Genomic DNA, 25,369 nt, shown 5'->3' on the forward strand with positions numbered 1-25,369 from the left:
TGCCGGAGCGCATGACCCCGCAGTGACGGCGACGCCGCTGCGGTGACCACCGCGCCGGCCGCCACCGCCCGCCCCGAGGGGCGGGCCCGGCCCCGCACCTGACAGCGGGCCGGGCCCGCCCCTCGGGCACGTCCGGAACACGGTGGGGATCCGGACAATCACCCACCGCGAGACCCCCACCGAACCTCGGGACCCCTCCCCGTGACCTCCCGCCCCACTTCGGGCGACAATGGCGGAAACACCTGGCACTCTGCGCACATCGAACCGAACAGACCGGGCGCCGGCCGGCGTGGACTGTGGGGTCGTGCGCGATCGCTCATGACGCCGACGTGACAGGCGCCTGAAACGGTTTGCCGAACATGCGTAGGGTGCAGACAGCTCAAAAGAAGGAGTGCGCCGGACAGCGGCGCACGCACCGGGTACGGGACGACGGGCGAAGGAGGGAGCCGGAGCGATGGGCGACCACAAAGAGCAGCCTCTGCGGGTGGGCGCGGCCGTGCGGCGGCGACGCCGGGCGCTGGACCTCACCCTTGCCGTCGTGGCCGAGCGCAGCGGGCTGTCGGTCCCGTTCCTGAGCCAGATCGAGAACGAGCGCGCGCGCCCCAGCCAGAGCTCCCTGGAGAAGGTCGCCGACGCCCTGCGCACCACCGCGGTGGAACTGCTCGCCGCCGCCGACCCGGCGTGCAGCGTCGACGTCGTCCGCGCGGAGGACACCGAGCCGCTGCTCGAACCGCGTGTCCGGTCCCTGGTGCGCGGTCATCACCAGATGCACGCCTCCGAGTTCACCGGCGACCACGACGCCGGACGTGAATTCCAGTTCCGCAACGACCAGTTGATGTACGTGGCGGACGGCGCCGTGGAGATCGAGGCGGAGGGCCGCGCCTACCGCCTCGGCCGCGGCGACACCCTGTACCTCACCGGAGGCGTCCGGCACCGGTGGCGGGCCACGGTCGCGGAGACCCGGCTGATCGTGGTCGCCGTCGCGGAGCACATCGAAGCGGTCCGGGACAAGCCCCGCCGATGAGTTCCGCACGGATCGTCTCCCTCGTCCCGTCCCTGACCGAGGCCGTGGCGCTCTCCGCCCCCGGCGCCCTGGTCGGCGCCACCGACTGGTGCACCCACCCGGCCGATCTCGACGTCGTGCGGATCGGCGGCACGAAGAACCCGAAGGTGGAGCGGATCGCCGCCCTCGCCCCCGACCTGGTGATCGCCAACGAGGAGGAGAACCGTCCGTCCGACCTCGCCGACCTGCGCGCGGCCGGCCTCGAGGTGCTGGTGACGGAGGTGCGGACGCTGCCCCAGGCCTTCGGCGAGCTGGCCAGGGTGCTCACGGCGTGCGGCGTGGACGCGCGCCCCCGGTGGCTGGACGACGCCGAAGCGGCCTGGGAGGCCGTGGCGTCCCCGAAGACGCGCCGGAGCGCGGTCGTGCCCATCTGGCGGCGGCCCTGGATGGTGCTGGGCCGGGACACCTTCGCCGGCGATCTGCTGTCCCGCCTCGGCGTCGACCACCTTTACGCGGATCACCGGGAACGCTATCCCCGCGTCCCCCTGGACGCTTTGCGCGCGGCGGCCCCCGACCTCGTCGTGCTGCCCGACGAGCCTTACCGCTTCACCGCCGACGACGGCCCGGACGCCTTCCCGGGAGCGCCGTGCGCGCTGGTCGGCGGCCGGCATCTCACCTGGTACGGGCCGTCGTTGGCGGAAGCCGCGACGGTGCTGCCCCGGGAGCTGCGGGCAGCGCGCCACTGACGCACCACCGTCAGGGCATAAGCTGACCTTATGAGCGCAACGGACGACGGCCGTGCGGGACCCAGGTCCGTGACCGCCGGAACCCTGGCCCACCGGGTGCCGGACCTCGGGGCGCTGGAGCTGCTGCTGGCGGTGGCACGGCTCGGCAGCCTGGGCGGCGCGGCACGCGAACTGGGCATCACCCAGCCCGCGGCCAGCAGCCGGGTCCGGTCCATGGAGCGGCAGCTCGGCGTGGCACTGGTGGACCGCTCACCGCGGGGGTCGCGGCTGACCGACGCGGGCGCGCTGGTCACCGACTGGGCCCGGCGGATCGTGGCGGCGGCGGAGGCCTTCGACGCGGGGGCGCAGGCACTGCGGGACCGCCGGGACTCACGGCTGCGGGTGGCGGCGAGCATGACGATCGCCGAGTATCTGCTCCCGGGCTGGCTGCTCGCGCTGCGTTCGCAGCGGCCGGACACGGCGGTGTCGCTGCTGGCCGGGAACTCCGCGTCGGTCGCGGGGCGGCTGCTGTCGGACGAGGCGGACGTGGGTTTCGTGGAGGGGGTGACGGTGCCGTCGGGCCTGGACTCCACGGTGATCGCCCATGACCGGCTGATCGTGGTGACCGCACCGACGCATGCCTGGGCCCGCCGCCGTCGTCCGCTCGCCACCGAGGAACTGGCGACCACCCCGCTGATCCTGCGCGAGAAGGGCTCCGGCACTCGGCAGGTCCTGGACACCGCCCTGGGCGGTCTGGCCCGCCCGCTGATCGAACTGTCGTCCACGACCGCCGTGAAGGCCGCGGCGGTGAGCGGTGCCGGCCCGGCCGTCCTCAGCGAACTGGCCGTCGGCGAGGAGCTGGCGATGCGCCGTCTGATCCGCATCCCCGTACACGGCGTAGCCCTGGCCCGCGACCTCCGCGCGGTCTGGCCGACCGGCCACCGCCCCACGGGCCCCGCCCGCGACCTGCTGACCCTGACCCGCGGCTGAGCACCGGCCCGCCGTACACCGGGGGAGCGAGAGCCGAGGGGCATGGCGGGTGGGTGGGCGGGTCAGAGTGTCGTGGCCGCTCGGACCAGGTGGCGCACGACGCGTGGGTCTTCGCCCATCTCCGGGTGCCACTGCACGCCCAGTACCCAGTCGGCGGACGGGAGTTCGATCGCCTCGGCCTGGTGGTGGAAGGTCGGCACGGAGGTCTCCTCCGGGACGGCACCGGCGTACAAGGTGCCCGGCACCGGCTTGACCGGGTGGTGGCCGAAGACCCCCGGCGCCTCCGCGTGGCCGTCGAGGTGCTGGACGAGGGTGCCGCCCGGGGCGACGTTCGGCAACCGCATGCCCCGGCAGATCCCGAGCAGTGGGACACGGCGGTCGAGGGCCACCCGGATCAGGGCGAGTTCCCAGGCGTCCCGGGCGCGGGCGGGCGGCCCGGTGCGCGGGTCGGGCTCGGCGCCGTAGTGGACCGGTTCCACGTCCGGACCGCCCGCGACGACCGGCCCGTCGAGCCTGGCCACGGCCGTCGCGGCGTGCCCGTACGTCCGGCGGGAGCATCGCGGCCAGTCCCCCCGCCCGCTGCACCAACCGCGGGTACCCGAGGGGCAGCAGTGCGGCGTCCAGCTGCCACACGCCCCGACGGACCCCGGATTCCACCTATGTGCTGATGCCGATCAGCGGCCTGGCCACCGTGCCGTACTCCTTCGTCGACGCCACCGGCTTCCTCGTGGACGGCGGAATCCCGGGGGTGTACGTCCCATCGCACTAGGGCCTGCGACGGCTTTCCCCCTACAGTGCCCGGATGAGCATGACGCCCGCACCAGGCTGGTATCCCGACCCGCACGCCCCGCACCTGGAACGCTGGTGGGACGGCGCGGCCTGGACCGAGCACCGGCGTGCCCCCGAAGCCTCCGGCGGGCCGGTGCCCCCGTCTCCCGGCGGCACCGGCCGTGCCCGGGCCATCGCCCTCACCACGGCGGCGGCCGTGCTCGTCACCGCGGTCGTCACCGGCGCGGTACTACTGGGCGACGACGGCGACCCGGAGACCAGGACCGGCCCCACCGGCACGGCGTCCGCTCACGCACCGGACAGTGAGACCCCCTCACGGTCCGCACCGGAGTCCGCGTCCGAGTCCGCCGGCGACCCCACCGTCGTCGAGGACCAGCTCAACGGCGTCACCTTCCCGCTCCTCGACGGCTGGGTCCGGCCGCGGCACGTCAGCCGGCACGATGTCGTCATGACCACCCCCGGCACCCACGACTGCCCCGGCGAGGGCAGTGTCTGCCGCTCCGGCATGGTCATCTCCCGCACGGTGACCGCGACCGACGAGACGTCCCCCGAACTGCTCGCCAAGGAGGACATCTCCGACGCCGCCGAGGACGCCTTCGAGGAGGACGCCCTCGACCAGAGCCCCTACGGCGGCATCGCGTCCCACGCGGTCGTCAGGTCCGGCCCGGTCGCGGTGGCGGGCCGCGCCGGGTACCTCGTCCGCTGGCGCGTCACGACCGGCAAGGGGCCCGGCGGCCATGTGCAGTCGCTGGTCTTCCCGTCCAGCGTCGGCACCGAGGCGCCGATCGTCGTCCGCTACGTCTTCGAGAGCGGCGAGGACGCCCCGCCCCTGTCCGACATGGACCGCATCACCGAGGGCATCCGCGCGGTCGGCGACACGGACCCGGGCGGCGGCGTGGGCAGCAGTGTCGGCCCCCGCTCGTGACCCGCGCGGGCCGGATCTCCGGTGTCAGAGGAACGTCATGCCCTCGCCGCGGTACGTCGGTACGGTCGCCGTCACCTCGCCGCCCTCGATCAGCCGCAGCGCCTCGAACCGCTCGCACAACTCGCCCGCCTTGGCGTGCCGGAACCACACCTTGTCGCCGATCAGCAGATCGTCGGCCGGCGGGCCCGACAGCGGCGTCTGGACCTCGCCGGGTCCCTCCCGCGGGTCGTAGCGCAGGCCCTCGGGCAGATACGGCACCGGCAGCCGGTCGGCGCCGGCCGCGCCGGAGGCCGGGTACCCGCCGCCGAGCACCGTCACCACGCCCACACCCGGCCGCCGTACGACGGGCAGGGCGAAGAGCGCAGCCGGACGCCCGGTGAACGACGTGTAGTTGTCGAACAGCCGCGGCACATACAGCCCCGAACCCGCCGCGACCTCGGTGACCGCGTCCTCCTCGGCAGTGAACTGCACACTGCCCGTACCGCCGCCGTTGACGAACTCCAGACCGGGTGCGACCTCCCGCACCGCCCGCACCACCGCCGCACGCCGCCCGGCCAGTTCCCGCCGTGCGGCGGCCTGCATCAGCCGCACGGCCCGGGAGCGCAGCGGCTGCCCGGCCACCGCGTCACCGACGCCCGCGACATGACCCTCGTACGCCATGATCCCCACCAGTTCGAACCCGGGGCGCCGGACCACCGCGCGCGCCGTCTCGGCGACCTGCGCGGGGGAGTGCAGCGGGGAACGCAGCGCCCCGACCCGCACCCGGCCGCCGAGCAGCTTCAGCGAGGTGTCCAACTCCAGGCAGACCCGCACCACTTCGCCGCCGCCCGCGCGTGCGGCGTCGATCAGGTCCAGCTGCGCCGGGTCGTCGACCATGACGGTGACGGCGGAGGCGGCTTCGGGGTCGGCGGCCAACTCGGCGTAGCCCGCGCGGTCGGCGGAGGGATACGCGAGCAGGACGTCGTCGAAACCGGAGCGGGCCAGCCACAGGGACTCGGCGAGAGTGAACGACATGATCCCCGCGAAACCGTCCCGGGCGAGGACCCGTTCGAGCAGGGGGCGGCAGCGCACGGACTTGCTCGCCACCCGGACCGGTTTCCCGCCGGCCCGGCGGAGCAGATCGTCCGCGTTGGCGTCGAAGGCGTCCAGATCCACGATCGCGAGCGGGGCGTCGAGATGGGCGGTGGCCTGGTCGTAACGGGCCCGGTCGGAGGCGAGCACAGTCATGAACGAAGCCTGCCAGACAGGATTACCGCAGGGTAGGGGGATGTTCCGGGCAGATGCCGCGGCCCTGCCGACTGGTTCCCGTTCGATCGGGATCACGCCGTAGAGTGACGCGCACGCCCGGCAGAATCACGCCGGACGAAGGCTCGTGCCGGGATGACGCTCCACCCGTACGGGTATCTCTGCCCGGGACGACTTCGTACCGGGTCCGGCGGCAGACACCGGCCCGCCGCGAGGAAACGGTCCGGGCACGACGAAACGGGGGGTGCATGAGCACGGAAGCGCAGCGCGCCTCCCACCCTCCGCGCCCCACGACCCCTCCGCCGTCGTCCACGCCTCCGCGCCCGCCCCATCCGCCGGGCAGACCGGACGGCACCCGGGAGCCGCACCGGCGGCAGCCGGAAACCGGCGCCGAGGGGACGTCCCCGGAGGCACCCGCCGGGGGGCCGGCGAACGACACCGTGCCGGTCCAGCCCAAGGGCAGGACCGCGGGCGGAACGGGCGCGTTCGACATACGGCGGCCGACGGCACCGTCGCCCGCCGCTTCCTCGCCCGATGCTTCCTCCTCCTTCGGCCTTTCGCGTTCCGGCCTCTCGCCTTCCGACTCCGCGCCGTCCCGGCCCCGGTTCCCGCGCTTCGACACCGGCGGGCCGACAGCCGGTACGCCCGGCCCGGACGGCACGCCTCCGCCGCCGCAGGCCTCCGCCCGCTTCCCGGACACGCCACCGACCGTCGGCCGGGGGGCACCGTCTGCGGGCACCGCCCCGGACGGCTCGACCGCCGTACCGCGGCAGCCCGCCCACCGCCCCACCGTCCGGCACCGGGACACCCCCGCCGAAACCCCGTCGGAGACGACCACCCGCCTGCGCCCGACAGCCGCACCCGCCGAACCGACCCCCCGCACGGCCACCCCGCTCCGGTCGGCCATGCCGCCGCCCCGCCCGGCATCGGACGACGCCTGGGCTCCGGCCCCGCGGCCGGGCTCCCCCGACCCCGCGCTCTCCTGGAGCGGTCCCATGACACCCGGCGGCGCCTTCGGGCCCCACCGGCCCGTCGTGCCGTTCGGGCCGACGGGGGCCGAGGGGTACGACGAGAACGTCCGGCCACGGTTCCTCGGACAGCGGGACCGGTCCCAGATCGTGGCCGCCGCGGTCTGCCTCGTCCTCGGGGTGGGGCTGATGGGCGGCGCCGTCACCGGGAGCTGGCTCGCCGGGGACTCCGGTGAGACAGGTGCCCGCAGCGGCTTCACCGCCGCGGGAAGCCTGTGGCACAGCGTCCCGGTCGACGAGTTGTTCCCGCCCACCGTGCAGGGCAAGGGCGCCGGTCCCGGCGACGCCGACCGGCTCTGGACCCGGATAGCCGTGGCCCCGGACAGCGGCTGCGAGGACGCCTTCGACCCCCTGCTGCGCAAGCTGTTCGCCCCCCTCGGCTGCGAACGCCTGCTGCGCGCCACCTACACCGACGCCACCCAGAGCCACGTCACCACCGTCGGCCTGCTGTTCACCAAGGCCGACGCCGCCGGAATGGCTTCCTTCGCCGACCGTGTCGACAAGGAACGCCTGGACCGCCGCACCGACCTGGTGCCCCTCCCGTACCCCGCGAAGGGCACCGCCGCCGCCGACTTCGGTGCCGGGCAGCGTGCCTCCTGGGCGATCTCCGTCCTCACCGACGCCCCCGTCGTCGTCTACGCCGTCTCCGGCTGGGCCGACGGCCGTACCGTCGAGACCCCGCAGCCCGCCGAGGACGCCATGGAGGCCGGTGCCACCAGCGCCCCCGCCCAGGCGGGCCTCGGCCACGAGGCACAGGGCCTCGCCGACCGCGTCGAACGCGGTCTGCGCAAGAACGTCGGCACGACCACGGAGCAGCCGTCATGAGGTCCGCGACCGCCAGGGCCGCGACCCTGAGCACCCTCCTCGCCGCCACCCTCGCCCTGCTCCCCGTCACCGCCGCGCACGCCGACGGCATCCGTGCCCGGCAGTGGAGCCTGGACGCCCTGCACACCCAGGAGGCCTGGCGCACCACCCAGGGCGACGGCGTCGTCGTCGCCGTCCTGGACACCGGGGTCGACGCCGACCACCCCGACCTCGACGGCAACGTCCTCGAGGGCAAGGACCTGGTCGGCTTCGGCGCCGAAGCCGGCGACCGCGCCTGGGCCCGGCACGGCACCGCCATGGCGGGCATCATCGCCGGTCACGGACACGGCCCCGGGAACGCCGACGGTGTCCTGGGCATCGCGCCCGGAGCGAAGATCCTCCCCGTCCGGGTGATCCTGGAGGACGGCGACCCGTCCCGCGCCGAGGCCCGCCGCACCCGCGGCAACGCCCTCGCCGAGGGCATCCGCTGGGCCGCCGACCACGGCGCCGACGTCATCAACCTCTCCCTCGGCGACGACTCGGCCTCCGCACACCCCGAGCCCGGCGAGGACGAGGCCATCCAGTACGCCCTCCGCAAAGGCGTGGCCGTCGTCGCCTCCGCCGGGAACGGCGGGGAGAAGGGCGACCGCGTCTCCTACCCGGCCGCCTACCCGGGCGTCATCTCCGTCACCGCCGTCGACCGCTACGGCACCCGCGCCCCGTTCTCCACCCGGCGCTGGTACGCCACGGTCAGCGCCCCGGGCGTCGACGTGATCATCGCCGACCCCGACCGCAAGTACTACGAGGGCTGGGGCACCAGCGCCGCCGCGGCGTTCGTCTCCGGCGCCGTCGCCCTGGTCAGGGCGGCCCACCCGGACCTGACCCCGGCCCAGCTCAAGAGCCTCCTGGAGGACACCGCCCGCAACGCCCCCGCCGACGGCCGCGACGACTCCCGCGGCTTCGGCTTCGTCGACCCGGCCGCCGCCATCGAGGCCGCGGCCCGGCTGAAACCCGAGGGCCTGAAGGTGGCGGCCCACGGCGAAAAGCACTTCGGCCCCGGCCCCACGACCGCCGACTCCGACGGCGACACCGCCGACTGGGCCGCACCCCTGGCGGGCGGCGCGGGCGGCGTCCTGCTGGTCGCCACGGTCGTCCTGTGGCGCGGCCGCCGCACGAGCCGCGAGGACGTCTAGACGCGCGAGGACGTCCGGGCCCGCCCGTACGTCCGGTGCCACGAGGACCGAGCGGTGTCACCGGGAGTCAGCCGGCACGGTGCCCGGTGACACCGCTAGGTCCTCGTGAACACCGACACCGCTGCCCGTGCCGCCGCCTCCACCAGCGCGACGCCCCGAGCCATCGTCGCGTTGCCGTCGGACAGCACGGCCACCAGCAGGTCCCGGCCGTCGACCGTGACGCGTCCGACGCTGTTCACGACCCACAGCCCGGTCGCGTCGCGCGGCACCCAGCCGTTCTTCACCGCCCACGCCGAACCGTCCCCCGGACCTCTGCCCGCCAGGACGCCGTCCGCCACGACCGGCACCCCCCACGCCTGGTCCGCGACCACCCCCTCCATCAGCCCTCGCACGTACGCCCGCGAGGCCCCGGTCAGCTCCGAGTCCGCCCCGGCCCCGAACACCTGCCGCAGCAGCAGGAGTCGATCGGCGACGGTGGTCCGGGTCAGCCCCCACCGGGGGCCGTCGCCGCCCGCGGTCCGGGTGAGCCCGAAGCGGGCGTTCGCCGCGTCGAGCCCGGCCGCCCGTCCGATCGAGCGCCACAGCGCCGACGCCGAGTCGTTGTCGCTGTGCCCGATCATCGCGGCGGCGTACGCACGCTCCTCCCCGGTGAGTTCCCGTCCCGCGTCCTGCGCCCCGAGCAGCAGCGCCGCCAGAATGTCGACCTTCACGATGCTCGCGGTGACGAACGCCCGGTCACCGTGGCAGACGCCGACCGCGGTGACCGGATCGAGGACCCCCACCGACACCTCGGCGCCGTCCGCCACCGGCACCGCCGTCATGGCGGCTGTCAGCCGTGTCCCCAGCCCGTCGGACCTCACCGGCACCTCCCGCGCCTCCTGCCCCTTCCGCTTCTCGGCCGCCCCCGTCCGAGCCTGCCACCGACGGCCGCTAGGCTCGAGGACCGTGGCGAACAAGAACATCCCCGACTCGGTCTACCGCGACGACGACGGCTCCGCCGACCCCCGGCTGAGCGCGGCACTCGCCGCGTGGGCCGAGGACGGCAACGCCGTCACCCCGGTACTCGAAGCGCTCAAGGACACCCGGCTGCTGGTCCCGGTGGTGGCCGTGCTCGGCGAGGTCGAGGAGGACGAGCGGGGGCTGCGCCGCGAGAAGACCAGCGACATGGCCGTACCCACCCTGAAGGCGGGCCACCGCACCGCGCTGCCCGCGTTCACCTCCACCGACTCGCTCGCCCGCTGGGATCCGCAGGCCCGCCCCGTCGCCGTACCGCTGCACCAGGCACTGCAGGCCGCCGCGCACGAGAAGGCCGACACGGTCGTACTCGACCTGGCAGGGCCCGTGCCCTTCGAGCTGACCGGGCCGCTGCTGCTCGCGCTCGCCGAGGGGCGCACGACGACCGATCCGCTGGCCGACCCCGCGGTCACCGAGGCCCTGCGCGCGGTCGTCGCCGCGGAACCCGCCGTGCTGCGCGCCCACCTCGGGCCGGGGCAGGCCGACGGCACCCTCGCCCTGGTCCTCGACCCCGCCGCACCCGTGGCCGAGGCGGCCAGGTCCGTGGCACAGCGCCTCGCCGCCGACGAGACACTGAGGGCCCGCCTGGTGCGCGGCCTCGACCTGGCAGTGCTGCCGGCCGAGGCGACGCCGCCGGGCGAGCCCTTCTACGTACGCCCCTGACGGGGCCGGACCCCTCGGACGCCGGGCCCCTCAGACGTAGAGCGGGCCCGTGTACTTCTCACCCGGGCCCTGCCCCGGCTCGTCCCGGACGTGCGAGGCCTCGCGGAACGCCAGCTGGAGCGACTTCAGGCCGTCGCGCAGCGGCGCCGCGTGGAAGGAGCTGATCTCGGTCGCGGACGCGTCCAGCAGGCCGGCCAGCGCGTGCACCAGCTTGCGGGCCTCGTCCAGGTCCTTGTGCTGGTCGCCCTCCTCGGTCAGGCCGAGCTTCACCGCGGCGGCGCTCATCAGGTTGACGGCGACGGTCACGATCACCTCGACCGCCGGGACCTCGGCGATGTCCCGGGTCATGGTGTCGAAGTCGGGGTTGTCGGTGATCTCGGGGGTCTCGAGAGCCGCGGTGTTCTCGGGGGTCTCGGGGGTGTCCGAGGGGGAGGTCTCACTCATGCCCCACACGATAGGGCCAGGCGCGTGTCCTCTTGACAGCAGGAGGCGCGGCGGAGAAGTGCGGGACGGACGGTTAGCGCACCCCTGCGGAAGCTGCTAACCTTGTGTAACGACCGGTCGGACCCGTCTGCCCACGGCATGCGAGCCCGGCCCACAAGTGGAGGCTTTCGAACTCCCACCTGATCGTCTCTGGGGATGACAGGTCACCGGTCAGGCGGTGCCGTTCGGCGGCGATCCGCCCGAAAGTGCGCCCCGCGGTGACCGCGGCGGTGTTCCGGTAGTTCGAGGAGCCCCGCCTGTGATCGTCCGGGGCATTTTTGTTGCTTCGGCGCGGTTAGGTCTAACGAAAACAGACGTTACGCGGCTGTCCGCCAGACCGTCGCGTGGTGCTTATCGAGGAGGATCCATCAGCGCCGAGCCCCGCATCAACGACCGGATTCGCGTTCCCGAGGTGCGACTTGTCGGTCCCAGTGGCGAGCAGGTGGGCATCGTCCCGCTGGCCAAGGCACTGGAGCTTGCGCAGGAGTACGACCTGGACCTGGTCGAGGTCGCGGCGAACGCCCGTCCGCCCGTCTGCAAGCTCATGGACTACGGGAAGTTCAAGTACGAGTCGGCCATGAAGGCCCGTGAGGCGCGCAAGAACCAGGCGCACACGGTCATCAAGGAGATGAAGCTCCGGCCGAAGATCGACCCGCACGACTACGACACCAAGAAGGGTCACGTCGTCCGGTTCCTCAAGCAGGGCGACAAGGTCAAGATCACGATCATGTTCCGTGGTCGCGAGCAGTCCCGGCCCGAGCTGGGCTACCGGCTGTTGCAGCGGCTCGCGGAGGACGTCCAGGACCTCGGGTTCATCGAGTCGAACCCGAAGCAGGACGGCCGGAACATGATCATGGTTCTCGGTCCGCACAAGAAGAAGACCGAGGCGATGGCCGAGGCCCGCCAGGCGCAGGAAGCCCGCAAGGCGGACGCGAAGGCCCACCCCGGCCGCTCGCAGAACGCCGCGGAGGGTGACCACGACGCGGAGACCGAAGCTCCGGCCCAGGCCGCCGCCGAGGCGTGATCCCGGGGGTCCGCCCCCAGGACATAACCGAAACAAGTACGACGCTCCACCGTGCCCGGTTTTCGTGACCGGGCATCGGAGCGCCACCGACGAGGAGATAACGGCGCTATGCCGAAGAACAAGACGCACAGCGGTGCCCGCAAGCGCTTCAAGGTCACCGGCTCCGGCAAGGTGCTCCGCGAGCGCGCCGGCAAGCGCCACCTGCTCGAGCACAAGTCGTCCCGTGTGACGCGTCGCCTCACCGGCAACGCCGAGATGGCCCCGGGCGACGCCAAGAAGATCAAGAAGCTTCTCGGCAAGTGACGTCACGGCGCCCAGGCGCCGTAGGTACGTCAGGACCGGGACCCAATCGATTTCGGGCCGTGTGAGCAACGACCGCGGCCCCGCTACAAGGAGTTAACAAGTGGCACGCGTCAAGCGGGCAGTCAACGCCCACAAGAAGCGCCGGGCGATCCTCGAGCAGGCCTCCGGCTACCGCGGTCAGCGTTCGCGCCTGTACCGCAAGGCCAAGGAGCAGGTCACCCACTCGCTGGTCTACAACTACAACGACCGCAAGAAGCGCAAGGGTGACTTCCGCCAGCTGTGGATCCAGCGCATCAACGCCGCTGCCCGCGCGAACGGCATCACGTACAACCGCTTCATCCAGGGTCTGAAGGCCGCGAACATCGAGGTCGACCGCAAGATCCTGGCCGAGCTGGCCGTGAACGACGCCACCGCCTTCGCCGCGCTCGTCGAGGTCGCGCAGAAGGCGCTGCCGTCCGACGTGAACGCGCCCAAGGCCGCGTGACGCCGCGCCGGCCCTGATCCGGCGTGATCCAACGGACCCGTAGGCGCTGCCTGCGGGTCCGTCGTATGTGCGGAAGTTGCGAGCGAAAGTGAACCGAATGCCCCCCGCCACCCCCGAGTTGATCTCCTCCCGCTCGCCCCGCGTGTCCGCCGCGCGGCGGCTGGCCAAGCGGAACTTCCGGGGCAAGGAGCGGCTGTTCCTCGCCGAGGGGCCGCAGTCCGTACGAGAGGCAGCCGTCCACCGGGCCGCGGCCGGCCGGGACGGCGGTCACCGGCCCGCCGGCGCCGCCACGCTCGTCGAGCTGTTCGCCACGCCGGAGGCCGCCGAGCGGTACGCCGACATCATCGGCGCCGCGCGGGACGCCGGCGCCCGCGTCCACCTCGCGGCCGAACAGGTCATCGCCGACATCTCCACCACGGTCACCCCACAGGGCCTCGTCGGGGTGTGCCACTTCCTGGACACCCCCTTCGAGGAGATCCTCGCCGCCCGGCCCCGGCTCGTCGCCGTTCTCGCGCACGTACGCGACCCCGGCAACGCGGGCACCGTACTGCGGTGCGCCGACGCGGCCGGCGCCGAGGCCGTCGTCCTGACCGACGCCTCCGTCGACCTGTACAACCCCAAGGCCGTACGCGCCTCCGTAGGGTCGCTGTTCCACCTGCCCGTCGCCGTGGGCGTCCCCGTCGAGCGGGCCGTGGCCGCCCTCAGGGACACCGGGGTACGGGTGCTCGCGGCGGATGGCGCGGGCGACCGCGACCTCGACGACGAACTCGACCGGTGCACCATGGGCGGGCCGACCGCCTGGGTCTTCGGCAACGAGGCGTGGGGTCTCCCCGAGGAGACCCGCGCGCTCACGGACGCCGTCGTCCGCGTCCCGATCCACGGAAAGGCCGAGAGTCTGAACCTCGCCACCGCCGCCGCCGTATGTCTCTACGCGTCGGCGCGTGCACAGCGTGCCGCCGGAGGGTGCCGCTCCGTCACCGAGAGCTAGTAGGGTGACCTGCCCGGGGACCCTTCCCCAAGCTTTCGGCCGTGCCCCAGGTTCCCCGGCTTCGCCCGGACCGGGGCACCCGCCGTGAGCACGGGGCACCCCGAGGGAGTTCTGAGAGGTGGGGTACGGGGATGACCGTCGGCACGAGCAGCGCACCGGGAGCACCGGAAGCGGCGCGCCCGCCCGCACCCCGGTCCGCCGGCCCCGCCGAGCTCGGCATCGATCCCGACCAGCTGCCCGACGGACTCGTCGTCGCCGACGAGCACGGCAGGGTGATCTGCTTCAACGCGGCGGCCGCCCGGATCACCGCCGTCCCCGCCGAGCAGGCCCTCGGGCAACGCCTCGACGCGGCCCTGCCGTTGGAGGACCTGGAGGGCCGGCGCTGGTGGCAGCTCACCGACCCCTACGGCGGCCTCGCCATCCGGGTGAGCCAGCCCGAGCGCAATCTGCTGCTGCCCGGCGGCCGGGAGGTCCTCGTCTCGGCACGCTACGTCCGCACCCGCCCCACCGGCCCGGTCCACCGGGTCGTGGTGTCCCTGCGCGACACCGAGGCCCGGCGCCGCACCGAACGCAGCCACGCCGAGCTGATCGCCATCGTCGCCCACGAACTGCGCTCCCCGCTCACCTCCGTCAAGGGATTCACCGCCACCCTGCTCGCGAAGTGGGAGCGCTTCACCGACGAGCAGAAACAGCTGATGCTGGAGACCGTCGACGCCGACGCCGACCGCGTCACCCGGCTCATCGCCGAACTCCTCGACATCTCCCGCATCGACTCCGGGCGCCTCGAGGTGCGCCGCCAGCCCGTCGACATCGGCACGGCCGTCGGACGGCACATCCAGGCGTACGTCGCCGCCGGACAGCCCGCCGACCGGTTCCTGCTGCGGATCCAGCACCCCCTGCCCGCCCTGTGGGCCGACCCCGACAAGGTCGACCAGGTGCTCAGCAACCTGCTGGAAAATGCCGTGCGCCACGGCGAGGGAACCGTCACCATCGACATCACGCCCTCGGCGTCCCCCCGAGACCGGGAGAACGGCGAGCACGCGGCCACGTCGGTCACCGTGAGCGACGAGGGTCCCGGTATCCCGGAGGAGTCCATGAACCGCGTATTCACCCGCTTCTGGCGGGGCAGCAAGCGCGGCGGCACCGGCCTCGGGCTTTACATCGTGAAGGGCATCGTCGAGGCCCACGGCGGCACCATCACCGTCGGCCGTGCCCGCGGCGGCGGCGCGGAGCTCCGATTTACGTTGCCCGTGGCGGCCCCGGCGTATCTCACCTAGAGCGCACCCAGGGCCCCACGGACGCATTCGCCCGCCCTCACCCCGTTAGACTCGGCCTCTGGCCACCATTGTGTCCCGCAGACGGAGACGCTTCGTCCACGAGCCGGTGACGGGGACCATCAGCCAGGGGGCACCTCCCAGCGGTAGCTGGGGGACAAACGGAAGTACGGGAAGAGATGTCGGCACCCAATAAGTCGTACGACCCAGTCGAGGTCGAGGCGTTGAAACCGGAAGAGATCGAGCGCATGCGGGACGAGGCGCTCGCCGCCTTCGCCGCCGCGGACTCCCTCGACGCGCTCCACGAGGCCAAGGTCGCCCACACCGGCGCCGCCTCCCCGCTGGCCCTCGCCAACCGCGAGATCGGCGCCCTGCCCCCGCACGCCAAGGCCGACGCGGGCAAGCGCGTGGGCCAGGCGCGCGGTGCCGTGAACAAGGCCCTCGCCGGCCGCCAGGCCGAGCTCGAGGCCGAGCGCGACGCGCGCGTACTGGTGGAGGAGGCAGTGGACGTCACACTGCCCCACGACCGCGTACCGGCCGGCGCCCGGCACCCGCTGACCACGCTGTCCGAGCGCATCGAGGACATCTTCGTGGCCATGGGCTACGAGGTCGCCGAGGGCCCGCAGGTCGAGGCCGAGTGGTTCAACTTCGACGCCCTGAACATCGGCCCGGACCACCCGGCCCGCGGCGAGCACGACACCTTCTTCGTGCAGGGCCCGCAGGGCGGCACCGAATCCGGCGTCGTGCTGCGCACCCACACCTCGCCCGTGCAGGCCCGCACCCTGCTCGACCGCGAGCTGCCGGTCTACGTGATCTGCCCCGGCCGCGTCTACCGCACCGACGAGCTGGACGCGACCCACACCCCCGTCTTCCACCAGGTGGAGCTGCTCGCCGTCGACGAGGGCCTGACCATGGCGGACCTCAAGGGCACCCTGGACCACATGGTGCAGTCGCTGTTCGGCGAGAGCATGAAGACCCGGCTGCGGCCGAACTTCTTCCCGTTCACCGAGCCGAGCGCCGAGATGGACATGCTCTGCTACGTCTGCAAGGGCGAATCCGTCGGCAACCCCGACCGCCCCTGCCGCACCTGCTCCTCCGAGGGCTGGATCGAACTCGGCGGCTGCGGCATGGTCAACCCGCGGGTGCTCACCGCCTGCGGCGTCGACCCCGAGAAGTACAGCGGATTCGCCTTCGGGTTCGGCATCGAGCGGATGCTGATGTTCCGCCACAACGTCGAGGACATGCGAGACATGGTCGAGGGTGACGTCCGGTTCACCCGGCCGTTCGGGATGGAGATCTGATGCGGGTCCCGCTTTCTTGGCTGCGGGAGTACGTCGACCTGCCGGCAACGGAGACCGGCCGCGACGTCCAGGCCAAACTCATTTCGGCCGGCCTCGAGGTCGAGACGGTCGAACACCTCGGAGCCGACCTCAAGGGTCCCCTGGTCGTCGGCCAGGTACTGACCATCGAGGAGCTGGAGGGCTTCAAGAAGCCGATCCGCTTCTGCACCGTCGACGTCGGCCGGGCCAACGGCACCGGTGAGCCCCAGGAGATCGTCTGCGGCGCCCGCAACTTCGCGGCCGGCGACAAGGTCGTCGTGGTCCTGCCCGGGGCCACGCTCCCCGGCGGTTTCGCGATCGCCGCCCGCAAGACCTACGGCAAGGTCTCGCACGGCATGATCTGCTCCAGCGACGAGCTGGGCATGGGCGACGACGGCAGCAAGGGCATCATCGTGCTGCCGCCGGAGACCGAGGTCGGCAAGGACGCGATCGAGCTGCTGGAGCTGGTCGACGAGGTCCTCGACATCGCCGTCACCCCGGACCGCGGCTACTGCCTGTCGATGCGCGGCGTGGCCCGCGAGACCGCCACCGCCTACGGTCTGCCGCTGCGCGACCCGGCGCTGCTCGACGTGCCCGGACCGAACGCCTTCGGCTACCCGGTGAAGGTCTCCGACCCGGCCGGCTGCGACCGCTTCACCGCCCGTACGGTGACCGGCCTGAGCCCCGACGCGCGCTCCCCGATCTGGCTCCGGCGCCGGCTGCAGAAGGCCGGCATGCGCCCGGTCTCCCTCACCGTGGACATCACCAACTACGTGATGCTGGAGCTCGGCCAGCCGCTGCACGCCTACGACCGCACCCTGGTCCAGGGCACCATCGGCGTCCGCCGGGCCGAGCCGGGCGAGAAGCTCACCACCCTCGACGGAGTGCAGCGCACCCTCGACGCCGAGGACCTGGTGATCACCGACGAGCGCGGCCCGATCGGGCTCGCCGGCGTCATGGGCGGCGCCAACACGGAGATCGCCGACCTCCCCCAGTCTCGGACAGACTCGACCGGGGGGACCCCCACCGTCGAGCACGCCACGGCCGACGTGGTGATCGAGGCCGCGCACTTCGACGCGGTGTCGATCGCGCGCACGGCCCGCCGGCACAAGCTGTCCTCCGAGGCGTCCCGGCGCTTCGAGCGGGGAGTCGACCCGCAGGCCGCCGCAGCTGCCGCGCAGCGCACGGTCGACCTGCTGGTGCTGCTCGCCGGCGGTACCGCCGAGGCCGGTGTCACCGAGGTCGTCGCCCCGACCGCGCCGCACACCATCACCATCCCGGCCGACCACCCGGACAAGGTCGCGGGCGTCGCCTACGGCCGCGAGACCGTCGTACGCCGCCTGCAGCAGGTCGGCTGCGACGTCCACGGCCAGGACGAGCTGGTCGTCACGGTGCCGTCCTGGCGGCCCGACCTGACCGACCCGAACGACCTGGCCGAGGAGGTCATCCGGCTCGAGGGCTACGAGAACCTGCCCGCCACGCTGCCCAGGCCGCCCGCCGGCCGCGGGCTGACCTCCCGGCAGCGGCTGCACCGCCGGATCGGCCGGGCCCTGGCCGGCGCCGGATACGTCGAGGCGCCGAACTACCCGTTCATCGCCGAGCAGGTCTTCGACCAGCTCGGCCTGGACGCCGACGACCCGGCCCGCCGCGTGGTGAAGCTGACCAACCCGCTCAGCGACGAGGAGCCCGCGCTGCGGACCTCGCTGCTGCCCGGCCTGCTCGGCGCGCTGCGGCGCAACGACGGACGCGGCTCGCACGACCTGGCCCTGTTCGAGACCGGCCTGGTCTTCTTCCCGCGCGAGGAGCAGCGGACCGCCGTCCGGCTGCCGGTGGACCGGCGGCCCACCGACGAGGAGCTGGCCGGCCTCGACGCGGCACTGCCGGACCAGCCGCGGCACGTGGCCGCGGTCCTCGCCGGCGCCCGCGAGCAGGCCGGCTGGTGGGGCGCGGGCCGCCCGGCCGACTGGGCCGACGCGATCGAGGCCGCCCGCACCGTCGCCGCCGAGGCGGGCGCCGAACTCGTCGTGCGCAAGGGCCAGTACGGCCCGTGGCACCCGGGCCGCTGCGCCGAGCTGGTGGTCGTCGTCGACGGCACCGAGCGGGTGATCGGGCACGCCGGAGAGCTGCACCCGGGTGTGCTGAAGACCCTGGGCCTGCCCGCGCGCAGCTGCGCGATGGAGCTCGACCTGGACGTCCTGGAGCAGGCCGGCGAGGAGACCCCGCAGGCGCCGGGCATCTCCACCTTCCCGGTCGCCACGCAGGACGTCGCGCTGGTCGTCGACGCGTTCGTGCCGGCGTCGGACGTCGAGGCGGCACTGCGCGAGGGCGCCGGTGAACTGCTGGAGTCCATCCGCCTGTTCGACGTGTACGAGAACGCCGAGCAGCTGGGTGAGGGACGCAAGTCCCTGGCGTACGCGCTGCGGTTCCGAGCATCCGACCGGACGCTGACGGTCGACGAGGCGTCCGCGGCCCGGGAGACGGCGGTCGCCCTCGCGGGTGAGCGCACCGGGGCGGTCCTTCGCGGCTAGTGGCTCCTCCTGAGGACCGGCCCTTCGGGGCCGGTCCTCGGGCTCTCGTGGGGTGCTCGTGTTCCCGTGCGCCCCTGAGGTCACATAGGTCTCTCACGCATCTGTTACCGACAGTCACCTCACTCGTTCGGGTGACTTTTCGGGCGATACATCCGGATCGGACCGTGTGGTCGAAAGAATCAGACCGGCCTCTCCGAGGCCGGTCTGCGCTGTCTGGGCCACGATGGGGGGCCATCGGCATGATCCGCTTCAAGGCTGGAGCACCCCGCACGGGGCGGCCCAGGACCACCTCATGGAATCCCGACCGCTGCCCGCTGCGCCGGGCGCTCGCACGCGGACTGCCACCCACCGCCCTGAGCGCCGTCGGCACCGGACTGGCGCTGCACGTCGGGCAGAGCCTGCTGCGGGAGCTGCGGCGGACCCGCACGTTCGCCCGCACCGCGCAGCGGAGGCTGCGGCCGCCGCCGCGCGTCGGCGGACTGACGGTCGCCGCCATCCAGCTCTCCGCCGACCGGGGTGCCCGGCTCGGCGGCGATCTGTATGAGGCGGTCGCCACCGAGTACGGCGTACGGGCGGTCATCGGCGACGTCCGTGGGCACGGGCTCGGTGCCGTCCCCACCGTCACCGCCGTCCTCGGCGGCTTCCGCGCGGCCGCGTACGACGAACCCGACCTGGCCGGAGTGCTGCGCAGGCTGGAGCGGGCGATGGACCGGCACCTGCGGGAGCGGGCCCGCGCCGAGCAGCTTCCGGCAGCCGCCGGCGCCGCCGACGGCCATCAGGTCGCCGAGGAGTTCGTCACCGTACTGCTCCTCGAGATCCTCCCGGACGGGCAGGTCCGGGCGCTCAACTGCGGACATCCCTGGCCCCATCTGCTGAGCGGCGCACGGGCCGAACCGCTCGCCCGCGCCGATCCGCACCCGCCGCTGGGCCCGTTCCCGCTGCCCGCCGAGCTCCCCACCGTCCCCTGCGGACGACTGCTGCCCGGTGACATGCTCGTCCTGCACACGGACGGAGCTGAGGACGCACGGGACGCCGACGGCCGCTTCTTCCCGCTGCCGGAGGTGCTTGCCGCGGCCGCGCGCGAGGCACCGCGCACACCGCAGGCGGTCCTGCGCGCGGTCCTCACGGCGCTGACCCGCCACACCGGCGGCTCGCCCCAGGACGACATCGCCCTCATGGTCCTCAGGAACGAGCGCCCCTCTCCGCGCGCCCCCTCGATCGTGCCGGAATCCCCGTGGTCGATCACGACGGACCCGCATGCGGCGAGCCACCAGCAGTTCCCCGCATAGTGCGCGTCCCCGCCGTGCGCGGACGGCCGGCGGGGCCGTCCGCCCCGCCGCGGAGTGTCGGGCAGGCAGCTGGGCGGACGGCGCGGATACGGGCCGCCGCACTGTACGAGGGGGAGCCGGCGGCCCGGCCGGCCTCTTTCGAGGCACCTCAGTCAACCGCCCGGAAACTCTCCGCGACAGCGCGCGCACACCGCGGATTCGGGCACTCCGTTCACACCCCGTGTGAACGCCCGGCCACTACTCTGTCGACACCGATCCTGCGGGGGACCTCATGCAGCCCAACACTCTGCTCGACGCGGTCCTGGACGAGGCCGGCATCTCGCACGCCGGTCTGGCCGCGCACGTCAACCAGGCCGGCCGGGCACGCGGACTGTCACTCAGGTACGAACACACCGCCGTGGCGCGCTGGTTGAAGGGGCAGCGGCCCCGCGGCCAGGTGCCCGACCTGATCTGCGAGGTCCTGGCCGTCCGGCTGCGCCGCCAGGTCACCCTCGACGACATCGGTCTCGGTGTCCCCGGCGGACCGTTCGCCCCGCACCCCGGTTCGCTCTCCGGCTTCGTCGAGCGGGCCACCGCGCTGTGGCGCTCCGACCAGCAGCGGCGCCCGCACATACGGGGCGCGCCCGCGGTCACCGGCACCCCCGCCGTGATGCCCGTCTGGGAGTGGGAGAACCCGCCCGAGGACGTGGACGTCTCACGCGGTGGCCGGCACCGGGTCACGCCGGGCGACCTGGACATGCTGCGCTCCGCCCGCTCCCACTACGAGCAGATGTACCGCAAGGCCGGCGGTGTCGCGACCCGCGCCCGCATCGTCGGCTTCCTCGACACCGAGGCCGCCCCGCTGCTGCGCGGCGGCTACACCGACTCCACCGGCCGTCAACTCCACCGGGCCACAGGCGGGTTGGTGGCGGTCGCGGGGATCTGCGCGTACGACTCCGACGCGCACGGGCTCGCCCAGCGTTACTTCCATCAGGCGCTCCGGCTGGCAAAAGCCAGCGGGGACCGCGGACTTGGCGCGTACGTGATCGCGCTTCTGGTCAACCAGTCGCTGTTCATGCGGGAGCACCGGCAGGCCGTCGCCTTCGCGGAGGCCGCGCTGCGCGCCGCGGGCAAGCACATCACCCCCGCCCTCGCCTCCGACCTGTACGCGATGCAGGCGAAGGCGTACGCACACCTCGGCGACGGCACGAGCGCACTGTCCTGCATCCGCCGCGCCGAGCAGGCCGCCGAGCGCATCCGGCGCGGCCACGAACCCGACGAGACCGGCTATGTCCAACCCGGCCTGGTCAACGTGCAGGTGGCGGAGGCGCTGCTCAGCCTCGGCGAGCTGGCCGCGGCGGGCGAGCACGCGGCCGCCGCCGTCGACAACCCCGCGCACGACCGGGGACGGGTGCACCGGCTCGCCATGCTGAGCACCATCGAACTACGGCAGGGCAACGCCGACAAAGCGGTCGCCATCGCGGTGCAGATGGCCGAGCAGGCCCGTGGAATGGAGTCGCAGCGGCTGCGCGACAGACTGCGCGCCGTGCGCGAGCACCTGGTGCGCAACGGCTGCGCCGGCACCGGTGAGGCGGCCGAACTCATCGACGGTGCCCTGCGTGTACCGCTGTAGCCCGCCGCGCGTGCCCGGTGGCTCGTCGGCGCGCACGGTGGCCCGGGTGGCCCGCCGCAGGTGGCCGCGGAGTGCGCCCGCGTCGCGCCGTCCGCTGCGTCGCGGGCGGCCTCCTGTGCGCCTGCTGCCGGACCACTGCTGCTGCGATATTGCCCCTTACTCAGCGGAAGGTGGCATAACCGTGCAGTGGACGAAGCAGAACGAACACATTGTGTACTCGAACCGCTGGTTCAGCGTCAATCTCGCGGATGTCGAACTACCGGACGGTCGGCATCTCGACCACTTCCTCATCCGGCTGCGGCCCGTCGCCGTGGCCACGGTGGTGAACGAGGCCAACGAGGTCCTCCTCCTGTGGCGCCACCGCTTCATCACCGACAGCTGGGGGTGGGAGCTCGCGGCCGGTGTGGTCGAGGACGGCGAGGACGTCGTCAGGGCGGCGGCCCGGGAACTGGAGGAGGAGACCGGCTGGCGGCCCGGGCCCCTGCACCACCTCATGAGCGTGGAGCCGTCCAACGGGCTCACCGACGCCCGGCACCACATCTACTGGGCCGACGAGGGCGAGTACGTCGGACACCCGGTGGACGACTTCGAGTCGGACCGCCGGGAGTGGGTGCCGCTGAAGGTGGTCCCCGACCTGGTCGCCCGCGGCGAGGTCCCGGCCGCCAACATGGCGGCCGCGTTACTGCTGCTGCACCATCTCCGGCTCGGCCAGGACGGCAGGCCCTGACGCCGACGGCCCGGCACCCCCTCGGGGCGCCGGGCCCACGAAGCGTCCCTCAGCCGTAGCTGTAGAAGCCGGAGCCGCTCTTGCGGCCCAGGCGGCCCGCGTCGACCATGCGCTGGAGCAGCGGGGGAGCGGCGTACAGCGGCTCCTTGTACTCCTCGTACATCGAGTGCGCGACCGAGGCCACCGTGTCCAGACCGATCAGGTCGGACAGCTTCAGCGGGCCCATCGGGTGGGCACAGCCCATCTCCATGCCGTTGTCGATGTCCTCACGGCTGGCGATGCCCGACTCGAACATCCGGATCGCGGAGAGCAGATACGGGATCAGCAGCGCGTTCACCACGAACCCGGAACGGTCCTGGGCGTGGATCGCGTGCTTGCCCAGCACCTTCTCGGTGAAGATCTGCGCCCGGCTGATCGTGCCCTCGGAGGTGGTGAGCGCCGGGATCAGCTCGACCAACTGCTGCACGGGGGCCGGGTTGAAGAAGTGGATGCCGATGACGTGGTCGGGCCGCGAGGTGGCGACCGCCAGCTTCACCAGCGGGATGGAGGAGGTGTTGGAGGCCAGGATCGCGTCCGGCCGGGTCACCACCTGGTCGAGTACCTGGAAGATCTCCGTCTTGACCTGCTCGTTCTCGACGACGGCCTCGATCACCAGGTCGCGGTCGGCGAACTCGCCGAGGTCCGTGGTGAAGCTCAGCCGGGCCTGGGCGGCCTCCAGCTCCTCCGCCGTGATCTTGCCGCGCTCGGCCGCCTTCGTGAGGGAGTTGTACAGCCGGGTACGGCCGATCTCCAGGGCCTCGCCGGTGGTCTCCGCGACCATCACGTGCAGTCCGGCGCGAGCGCACACCTCGGCGATTCCCGCGCCCATCTGACCGCAGCCCACCACTCCGACGCGTTCGATGTCGGTCACCGGGAACCTCCGAAGGCGGCCACGGCCGCAGCCGAGGGAGGAGTCTTGCCCCAAGTATGAGAGATCGCCCACATGGTTGGGTAGGGTGGCCGGTGTGCGTCGCGAGAACCAAGCACGCGCAACTCCTTTGTCTAAACGGACAACCGGGCAGGTTCCGTCCCGGCTGGTGCTGAGAGCGTCAGACTTGCTCGCTCGCCGAGCGAATGAGCAGCTTGAGTCAGGAATCCCCCGCTTCAGCCGGGGGAGGGTTTAAATCGTCCCTTTCGCTACTCCTTGGGGCTGGAGCAGGCCCGGCACTGTTCCGGGCCTGCTCCGTTCGTGCACGTTACCCCGAAGTATCGATGATCGATCGCAGGGGTGGGCATCCTGAGCGTGAAACGGGCCGCGGGACCGGACGGCTCGACGGGATGTCGGGAGGCGTGCGATGAGACGCATGTCACGCAGGGTGTTCGCGACGGTGACGCTGTCGGCCGTGACGATGATGACGGCCGCCCCGGCCGGCCGGGCCCGGCCGGGGCCCGGTCCCTCGGGTGCGGCGGGGGGCCGGGGAGCGGCGTCGGGGGAGATGCGGGGCGTGTGGCTGGCGACCGTGGCCAACCGGGACTGGCCGTCGCGTCCGGCACTGAGCGCCGACCGGCAGCGGGCCGAGCTGATCGCCCACCTCGACACCGCTGTCCGCAACCGGCTCAACACCGTGATCCTCCAGGTGCGGCCCACGGCCGACGCCCTGTGGCCGTCCCCGTACGAACCCTGGTCCGCTTACCTCACCGGCACCCAGGGCACGCATCCCGGCTGGGACCCGCTGGGCACCGCCGTCACCGAGGCCCACGCCCGCGGCCTGGAACTGCACGCCTGGTTCAACCCGTACCGGGTCGCCCCGCACACCGACCCCGCCCGGCTCGCCGCCACGCACCCGGCCCGCCGGAACCCCGACTGGGTGGTCCCGTACGACAGGAAGCTCTACTACAACCCCGGGCTGCCCGAGGTCCGCGCCTTCGTCGTGGACGCGATGCTCGACGCGGTGCGCCGGTATCCCGTCGACGCGGTCCACTTCGACGACTACTTCTACCCGTACCCCGTGGCGGGGCAGACCTTCGACGACGACACCGCCTACGACATCCACGGCGGCGCCTTCCCCGACCGGGCGGCCTGGCGGCGGGACAACATCGACCGGCTGGTGCGCGAGACGGCGGCCCGCGTCCGGGAGGTCCGGCCCGGCACCCGCTTCGGCATCAGCCCCTTCGGAGTGTGGCGCAACGCCGCCGCCGACGCGCTCGGCTCGGACACCCGGGCCGGCGTGCAGACCTACGACGACCTGCACGCCGACACCCGCAGGTGGTCGCGGGAGAACTGGATCGACTACATCTGTCCGCAGCTCTACTGGAACATCGGCCTCGCCGCCGCCGACTACGCGAAGCTGCTGGCCTGGTGGTCCGCGGTGGTGGAGGGCTCCGGGACACAGCTGTACGCGGGCGAGGCGCTCTACAAGGCAGGCGACCCGGCGCAGCCCGCCCCCTGGCAGGACCCGGCCGAACTCTCCCGGCACCTCACGCTCGCCGAGGATCACCCGCAGGTGCGCGGGCACGTCTTCTTCGCCGCCCGGGAACTGAGCACCGATCCGGTCGGCGCGATGGCGAGGGTGGTCGCCGACCACTACGGGCGGCCGGCGCCACCTCCACGCTGATCCACCCCGGCGGTCGCCGGGCTATCGCTGACGGTTCTTGTGCCGGATTTCGGAATCGGGGCCGGGTGAGCACACGGCCTCGTGCCCGTCCTCGAAGCGGACCCGGTAGGGCGGATCGCCCTTCTGGCCCATCACTTCGACGATCTCGGCCACCTTGTCGTGCTGACCGACCACCCTGCCGTGCTGGACAAGTTGGTCGCCCACGGTTGCGCGCATAGGGGTCTCCTCACCAAGTGCGGGAGCAGCGGTCCGTGGCTCCGAGTCTACGGCGCAGCGCACCACCCGGCACGCCCCGCACGGGAACGGGCCCGCGCTCCCGGGGTCCGTACGTCGGCGGGCCGCGCCTCCGCGGCCCGTACCGCTCC

At 73.0% G+C, this 25,369-nt stretch carries 23 protein-coding genes and 1 pseudogene; 18 read left to right on the forward strand and 6 right to left on the reverse strand.

Going from position 1 to position 25,369, the window contains the following annotated elements; all coding sequences use genetic code 11:
* Nucleotides 1–454 precede the first annotated feature (454 nt).
* From JL475_RS07655 to JL475_RS07665, 3 genes are read left to right on the forward strand one after another with little or no spacing between them, the layout of a single operon-like run.
* On the forward strand, nucleotides 455–1,024 hold the full coding sequence (locus JL475_RS07655) for a helix-turn-helix domain-containing protein (protein ID WP_109380448.1): 570 nt from the start codon (nucleotides 455–457) through the stop codon (nucleotides 1,022–1,024).
* Nucleotides 1,021–1,749, forward strand: a complete 729-nt coding sequence (locus JL475_RS07660) for a helical backbone metal receptor (protein WP_202276684.1) — start codon at nucleotides 1,021–1,023, stop codon at nucleotides 1,747–1,749. Before JL475_RS07655 ends, JL475_RS07660 begins: the two co-directional genes overlap by 4 nt.
* Nucleotides 1,750–1,779: 30 nt before the next feature.
* Nucleotides 1,780–2,718, forward strand: coding sequence for a LysR family transcriptional regulator (locus JL475_RS07665; protein ID WP_202276685.1), 939 nt, complete (start codon nucleotides 1,780–1,782; stop codon nucleotides 2,716–2,718).
* 62 nt (nucleotides 2,719–2,780) lie between these two features.
* Here JL475_RS07665 and JL475_RS07670 read toward each other — a convergent pair.
* Nucleotides 2,781–3,375, reverse strand: a pseudogene (locus JL475_RS07670) (gamma-glutamyl-gamma-aminobutyrate hydrolase family protein).
* A 151-nt stretch (nucleotides 3,376–3,526) separates the two neighbouring features.
* Here JL475_RS07670 and JL475_RS07675 point away from each other — a divergent pair.
* Entirely contained in the window at nucleotides 3,527–4,432 is a 906-nt protein-coding gene (locus JL475_RS07675; RefSeq protein WP_202276837.1) for a DUF2510 domain-containing protein, read from the forward strand.
* Between the two features lie 24 nt (nucleotides 4,433–4,456).
* Here the strand turns inward: JL475_RS07675 and JL475_RS07680 are convergent, their stop codons facing one another.
* Nucleotides 4,457–5,659, reverse strand: a complete 1,203-nt coding sequence (locus tag JL475_RS07680) for an amino acid deaminase/aldolase (protein ID WP_202276686.1) — start codon at nucleotides 5,657–5,659, stop codon at nucleotides 4,457–4,459.
* A gap of 266 nt (nucleotides 5,660–5,925) precedes the next feature.
* Here JL475_RS07680 and JL475_RS39845 point away from each other — a divergent pair, with 266 nt between their 5' ends.
* Together JL475_RS39845 and mycP are read left to right on the forward strand one after the other, a co-directional pair.
* Complete coding sequence (locus tag JL475_RS39845; RefSeq protein ID WP_237406550.1) at nucleotides 5,926–7,530, forward strand: hypothetical protein; 1,605 nt, start codon at nucleotides 5,926–5,928, stop codon at nucleotides 7,528–7,530.
* On the forward strand, nucleotides 7,527–8,702 hold the full coding sequence (gene mycP / locus JL475_RS07690) for a type VII secretion-associated serine protease mycosin (protein WP_202276687.1): 1,176 nt from the start codon (nucleotides 7,527–7,529) through the stop codon (nucleotides 8,700–8,702). Before JL475_RS39845 ends, mycP begins: the two co-directional genes overlap by 4 nt.
* A 95-nt stretch (nucleotides 8,703–8,797) precedes the next feature.
* Here mycP and JL475_RS07695 read toward each other — a convergent pair whose 3' ends face one another.
* The gene (locus tag JL475_RS07695) at nucleotides 8,798–9,523 is read right to left on the reverse strand and encodes a hypothetical protein (RefSeq protein WP_202276839.1); all 726 of its coding nucleotides are present in this window, start codon (nucleotides 9,521–9,523) and stop codon (nucleotides 8,798–8,800) included.
* A 124-nt stretch (nucleotides 9,524–9,647) separates the two neighbouring features.
* Between JL475_RS07695 and JL475_RS07700 the strand changes: the two genes are divergently transcribed.
* Nucleotides 9,648–10,379 (forward strand): SseB family protein, encoded by a 732-nt coding sequence (locus JL475_RS07700; protein WP_202276688.1) that lies wholly within the window; start codon nucleotides 9,648–9,650, stop codon nucleotides 10,377–10,379.
* 30 nt (nucleotides 10,380–10,409) lie between these two features.
* Here JL475_RS07700 and JL475_RS07705 read toward each other — a convergent pair whose 3' ends face one another.
* Nucleotides 10,410–10,823 carry a DUF1844 domain-containing protein gene (locus JL475_RS07705; protein ID WP_202276689.1) on the reverse strand — a complete coding sequence of 138 codons (414 nt, stop codon included), beginning with the start codon at nucleotides 10,821–10,823 and terminating at the stop codon, nucleotides 10,410–10,412.
* 406 nt (nucleotides 10,824–11,229) lie between these two features.
* Here JL475_RS07705 and infC point away from each other — a divergent pair, with 406 nt between their 5' ends.
* The 10 genes from infC (at nucleotide 11,230) to JL475_RS07755 (ending at nucleotide 22,410) form a co-directional block, all read left to right on the forward strand.
* Nucleotides 11,230–11,886, forward strand: a complete 657-nt coding sequence (gene infC / locus JL475_RS07710) for a translation initiation factor IF-3 (RefSeq protein WP_202276840.1) — start codon at nucleotides 11,230–11,232, stop codon at nucleotides 11,884–11,886.
* A 108-nt stretch (nucleotides 11,887–11,994) separates the two neighbouring features.
* On the forward strand, nucleotides 11,995–12,189 hold the full coding sequence (gene rpmI / locus JL475_RS07715) for a 50S ribosomal protein L35 (RefSeq protein WP_109380440.1): 195 nt from the start codon (nucleotides 11,995–11,997) through the stop codon (nucleotides 12,187–12,189).
* Between the two features lie 100 nt (nucleotides 12,190–12,289).
* Nucleotides 12,290–12,673, forward strand: coding sequence for a 50S ribosomal protein L20 (rplT, locus tag JL475_RS07720; protein WP_055470307.1), 384 nt, complete (start codon nucleotides 12,290–12,292; stop codon nucleotides 12,671–12,673).
* A gap of 97 nt (nucleotides 12,674–12,770) precedes the next feature.
* Nucleotides 12,771–13,661 (forward strand): RNA methyltransferase, encoded by an 891-nt coding sequence (locus JL475_RS07725; protein ID WP_202276690.1) that lies wholly within the window; start codon nucleotides 12,771–12,773, stop codon nucleotides 13,659–13,661.
* A 131-nt stretch (nucleotides 13,662–13,792) separates the two neighbouring features.
* Complete coding sequence (locus JL475_RS07730) at nucleotides 13,793–14,938, forward strand: ATP-binding protein (RefSeq protein ID WP_202276691.1); 1,146 nt, start codon at nucleotides 13,793–13,795, stop codon at nucleotides 14,936–14,938.
* A gap of 176 nt (nucleotides 14,939–15,114) precedes the next feature.
* Nucleotides 15,115–16,236 (forward strand): phenylalanine--tRNA ligase subunit alpha, encoded by a 1,122-nt coding sequence (pheS, locus tag JL475_RS07735; RefSeq protein WP_202276692.1) that lies wholly within the window; start codon nucleotides 15,115–15,117, stop codon nucleotides 16,234–16,236.
* Nucleotides 16,236–18,782: a phenylalanine--tRNA ligase subunit beta gene (gene pheT / locus JL475_RS07740; RefSeq protein ID WP_202276693.1), complete on the forward strand. Its 2,547-nt coding sequence runs from the start codon at nucleotides 16,236–16,238 to the stop codon at nucleotides 18,780–18,782. Before pheS ends, pheT begins: the two co-directional genes overlap by 1 nt.
* A 239-nt stretch (nucleotides 18,783–19,021) precedes the next feature.
* On the forward strand, nucleotides 19,022–20,071 hold the full coding sequence (locus JL475_RS07745) for a PP2C family protein-serine/threonine phosphatase (RefSeq protein WP_202276694.1): 1,050 nt from the start codon (nucleotides 19,022–19,024) through the stop codon (nucleotides 20,069–20,071).
* 271 nt (nucleotides 20,072–20,342) lie between these two features.
* Nucleotides 20,343–21,683 (forward strand): transcriptional regulator, encoded by a 1,341-nt coding sequence (locus tag JL475_RS07750; protein ID WP_202276695.1) that lies wholly within the window; start codon nucleotides 20,343–20,345, stop codon nucleotides 21,681–21,683.
* A 181-nt stretch (nucleotides 21,684–21,864) separates the two neighbouring features.
* Complete coding sequence (locus JL475_RS07755) at nucleotides 21,865–22,410, forward strand: NUDIX hydrolase (RefSeq protein WP_202276696.1); 546 nt, start codon at nucleotides 21,865–21,867, stop codon at nucleotides 22,408–22,410.
* 49 nt (nucleotides 22,411–22,459) lie between these two features.
* Here the strand turns inward: JL475_RS07755 and JL475_RS07760 are convergent, their stop codons facing one another.
* Nucleotides 22,460–23,320, reverse strand: a complete 861-nt coding sequence (locus JL475_RS07760; protein ID WP_109380433.1) for a 3-hydroxybutyryl-CoA dehydrogenase — start codon at nucleotides 23,318–23,320, stop codon at nucleotides 22,460–22,462.
* Nucleotides 23,321–23,744: 424 nt separating this feature from the next.
* Between JL475_RS07760 and JL475_RS07765 the strand changes: the two genes are divergently transcribed.
* Nucleotides 23,745–25,004 (forward strand): glycoside hydrolase family 10 protein, encoded by a 1,260-nt coding sequence (locus tag JL475_RS07765; protein ID WP_202276697.1) that lies wholly within the window; start codon nucleotides 23,745–23,747, stop codon nucleotides 25,002–25,004.
* Between the two features lie 21 nt (nucleotides 25,005–25,025).
* Here the strand turns inward: JL475_RS07765 and JL475_RS07770 are convergent, their stop codons facing one another.
* Nucleotides 25,026–25,220 carry a DUF1918 domain-containing protein gene (locus tag JL475_RS07770; RefSeq protein WP_109380432.1) on the reverse strand — a complete coding sequence of 65 codons (195 nt, stop codon included), beginning with the start codon at nucleotides 25,218–25,220 and terminating at the stop codon, nucleotides 25,026–25,028.
* Nucleotides 25,221–25,369 lie beyond the last annotated feature (149 nt).

The organism is Streptomyces sp. M2CJ-2, from assembly GCF_016757295.1.
GTDB lineage: Bacteria > Actinomycetota > Actinomycetes > Streptomycetales > Streptomycetaceae > Streptomyces.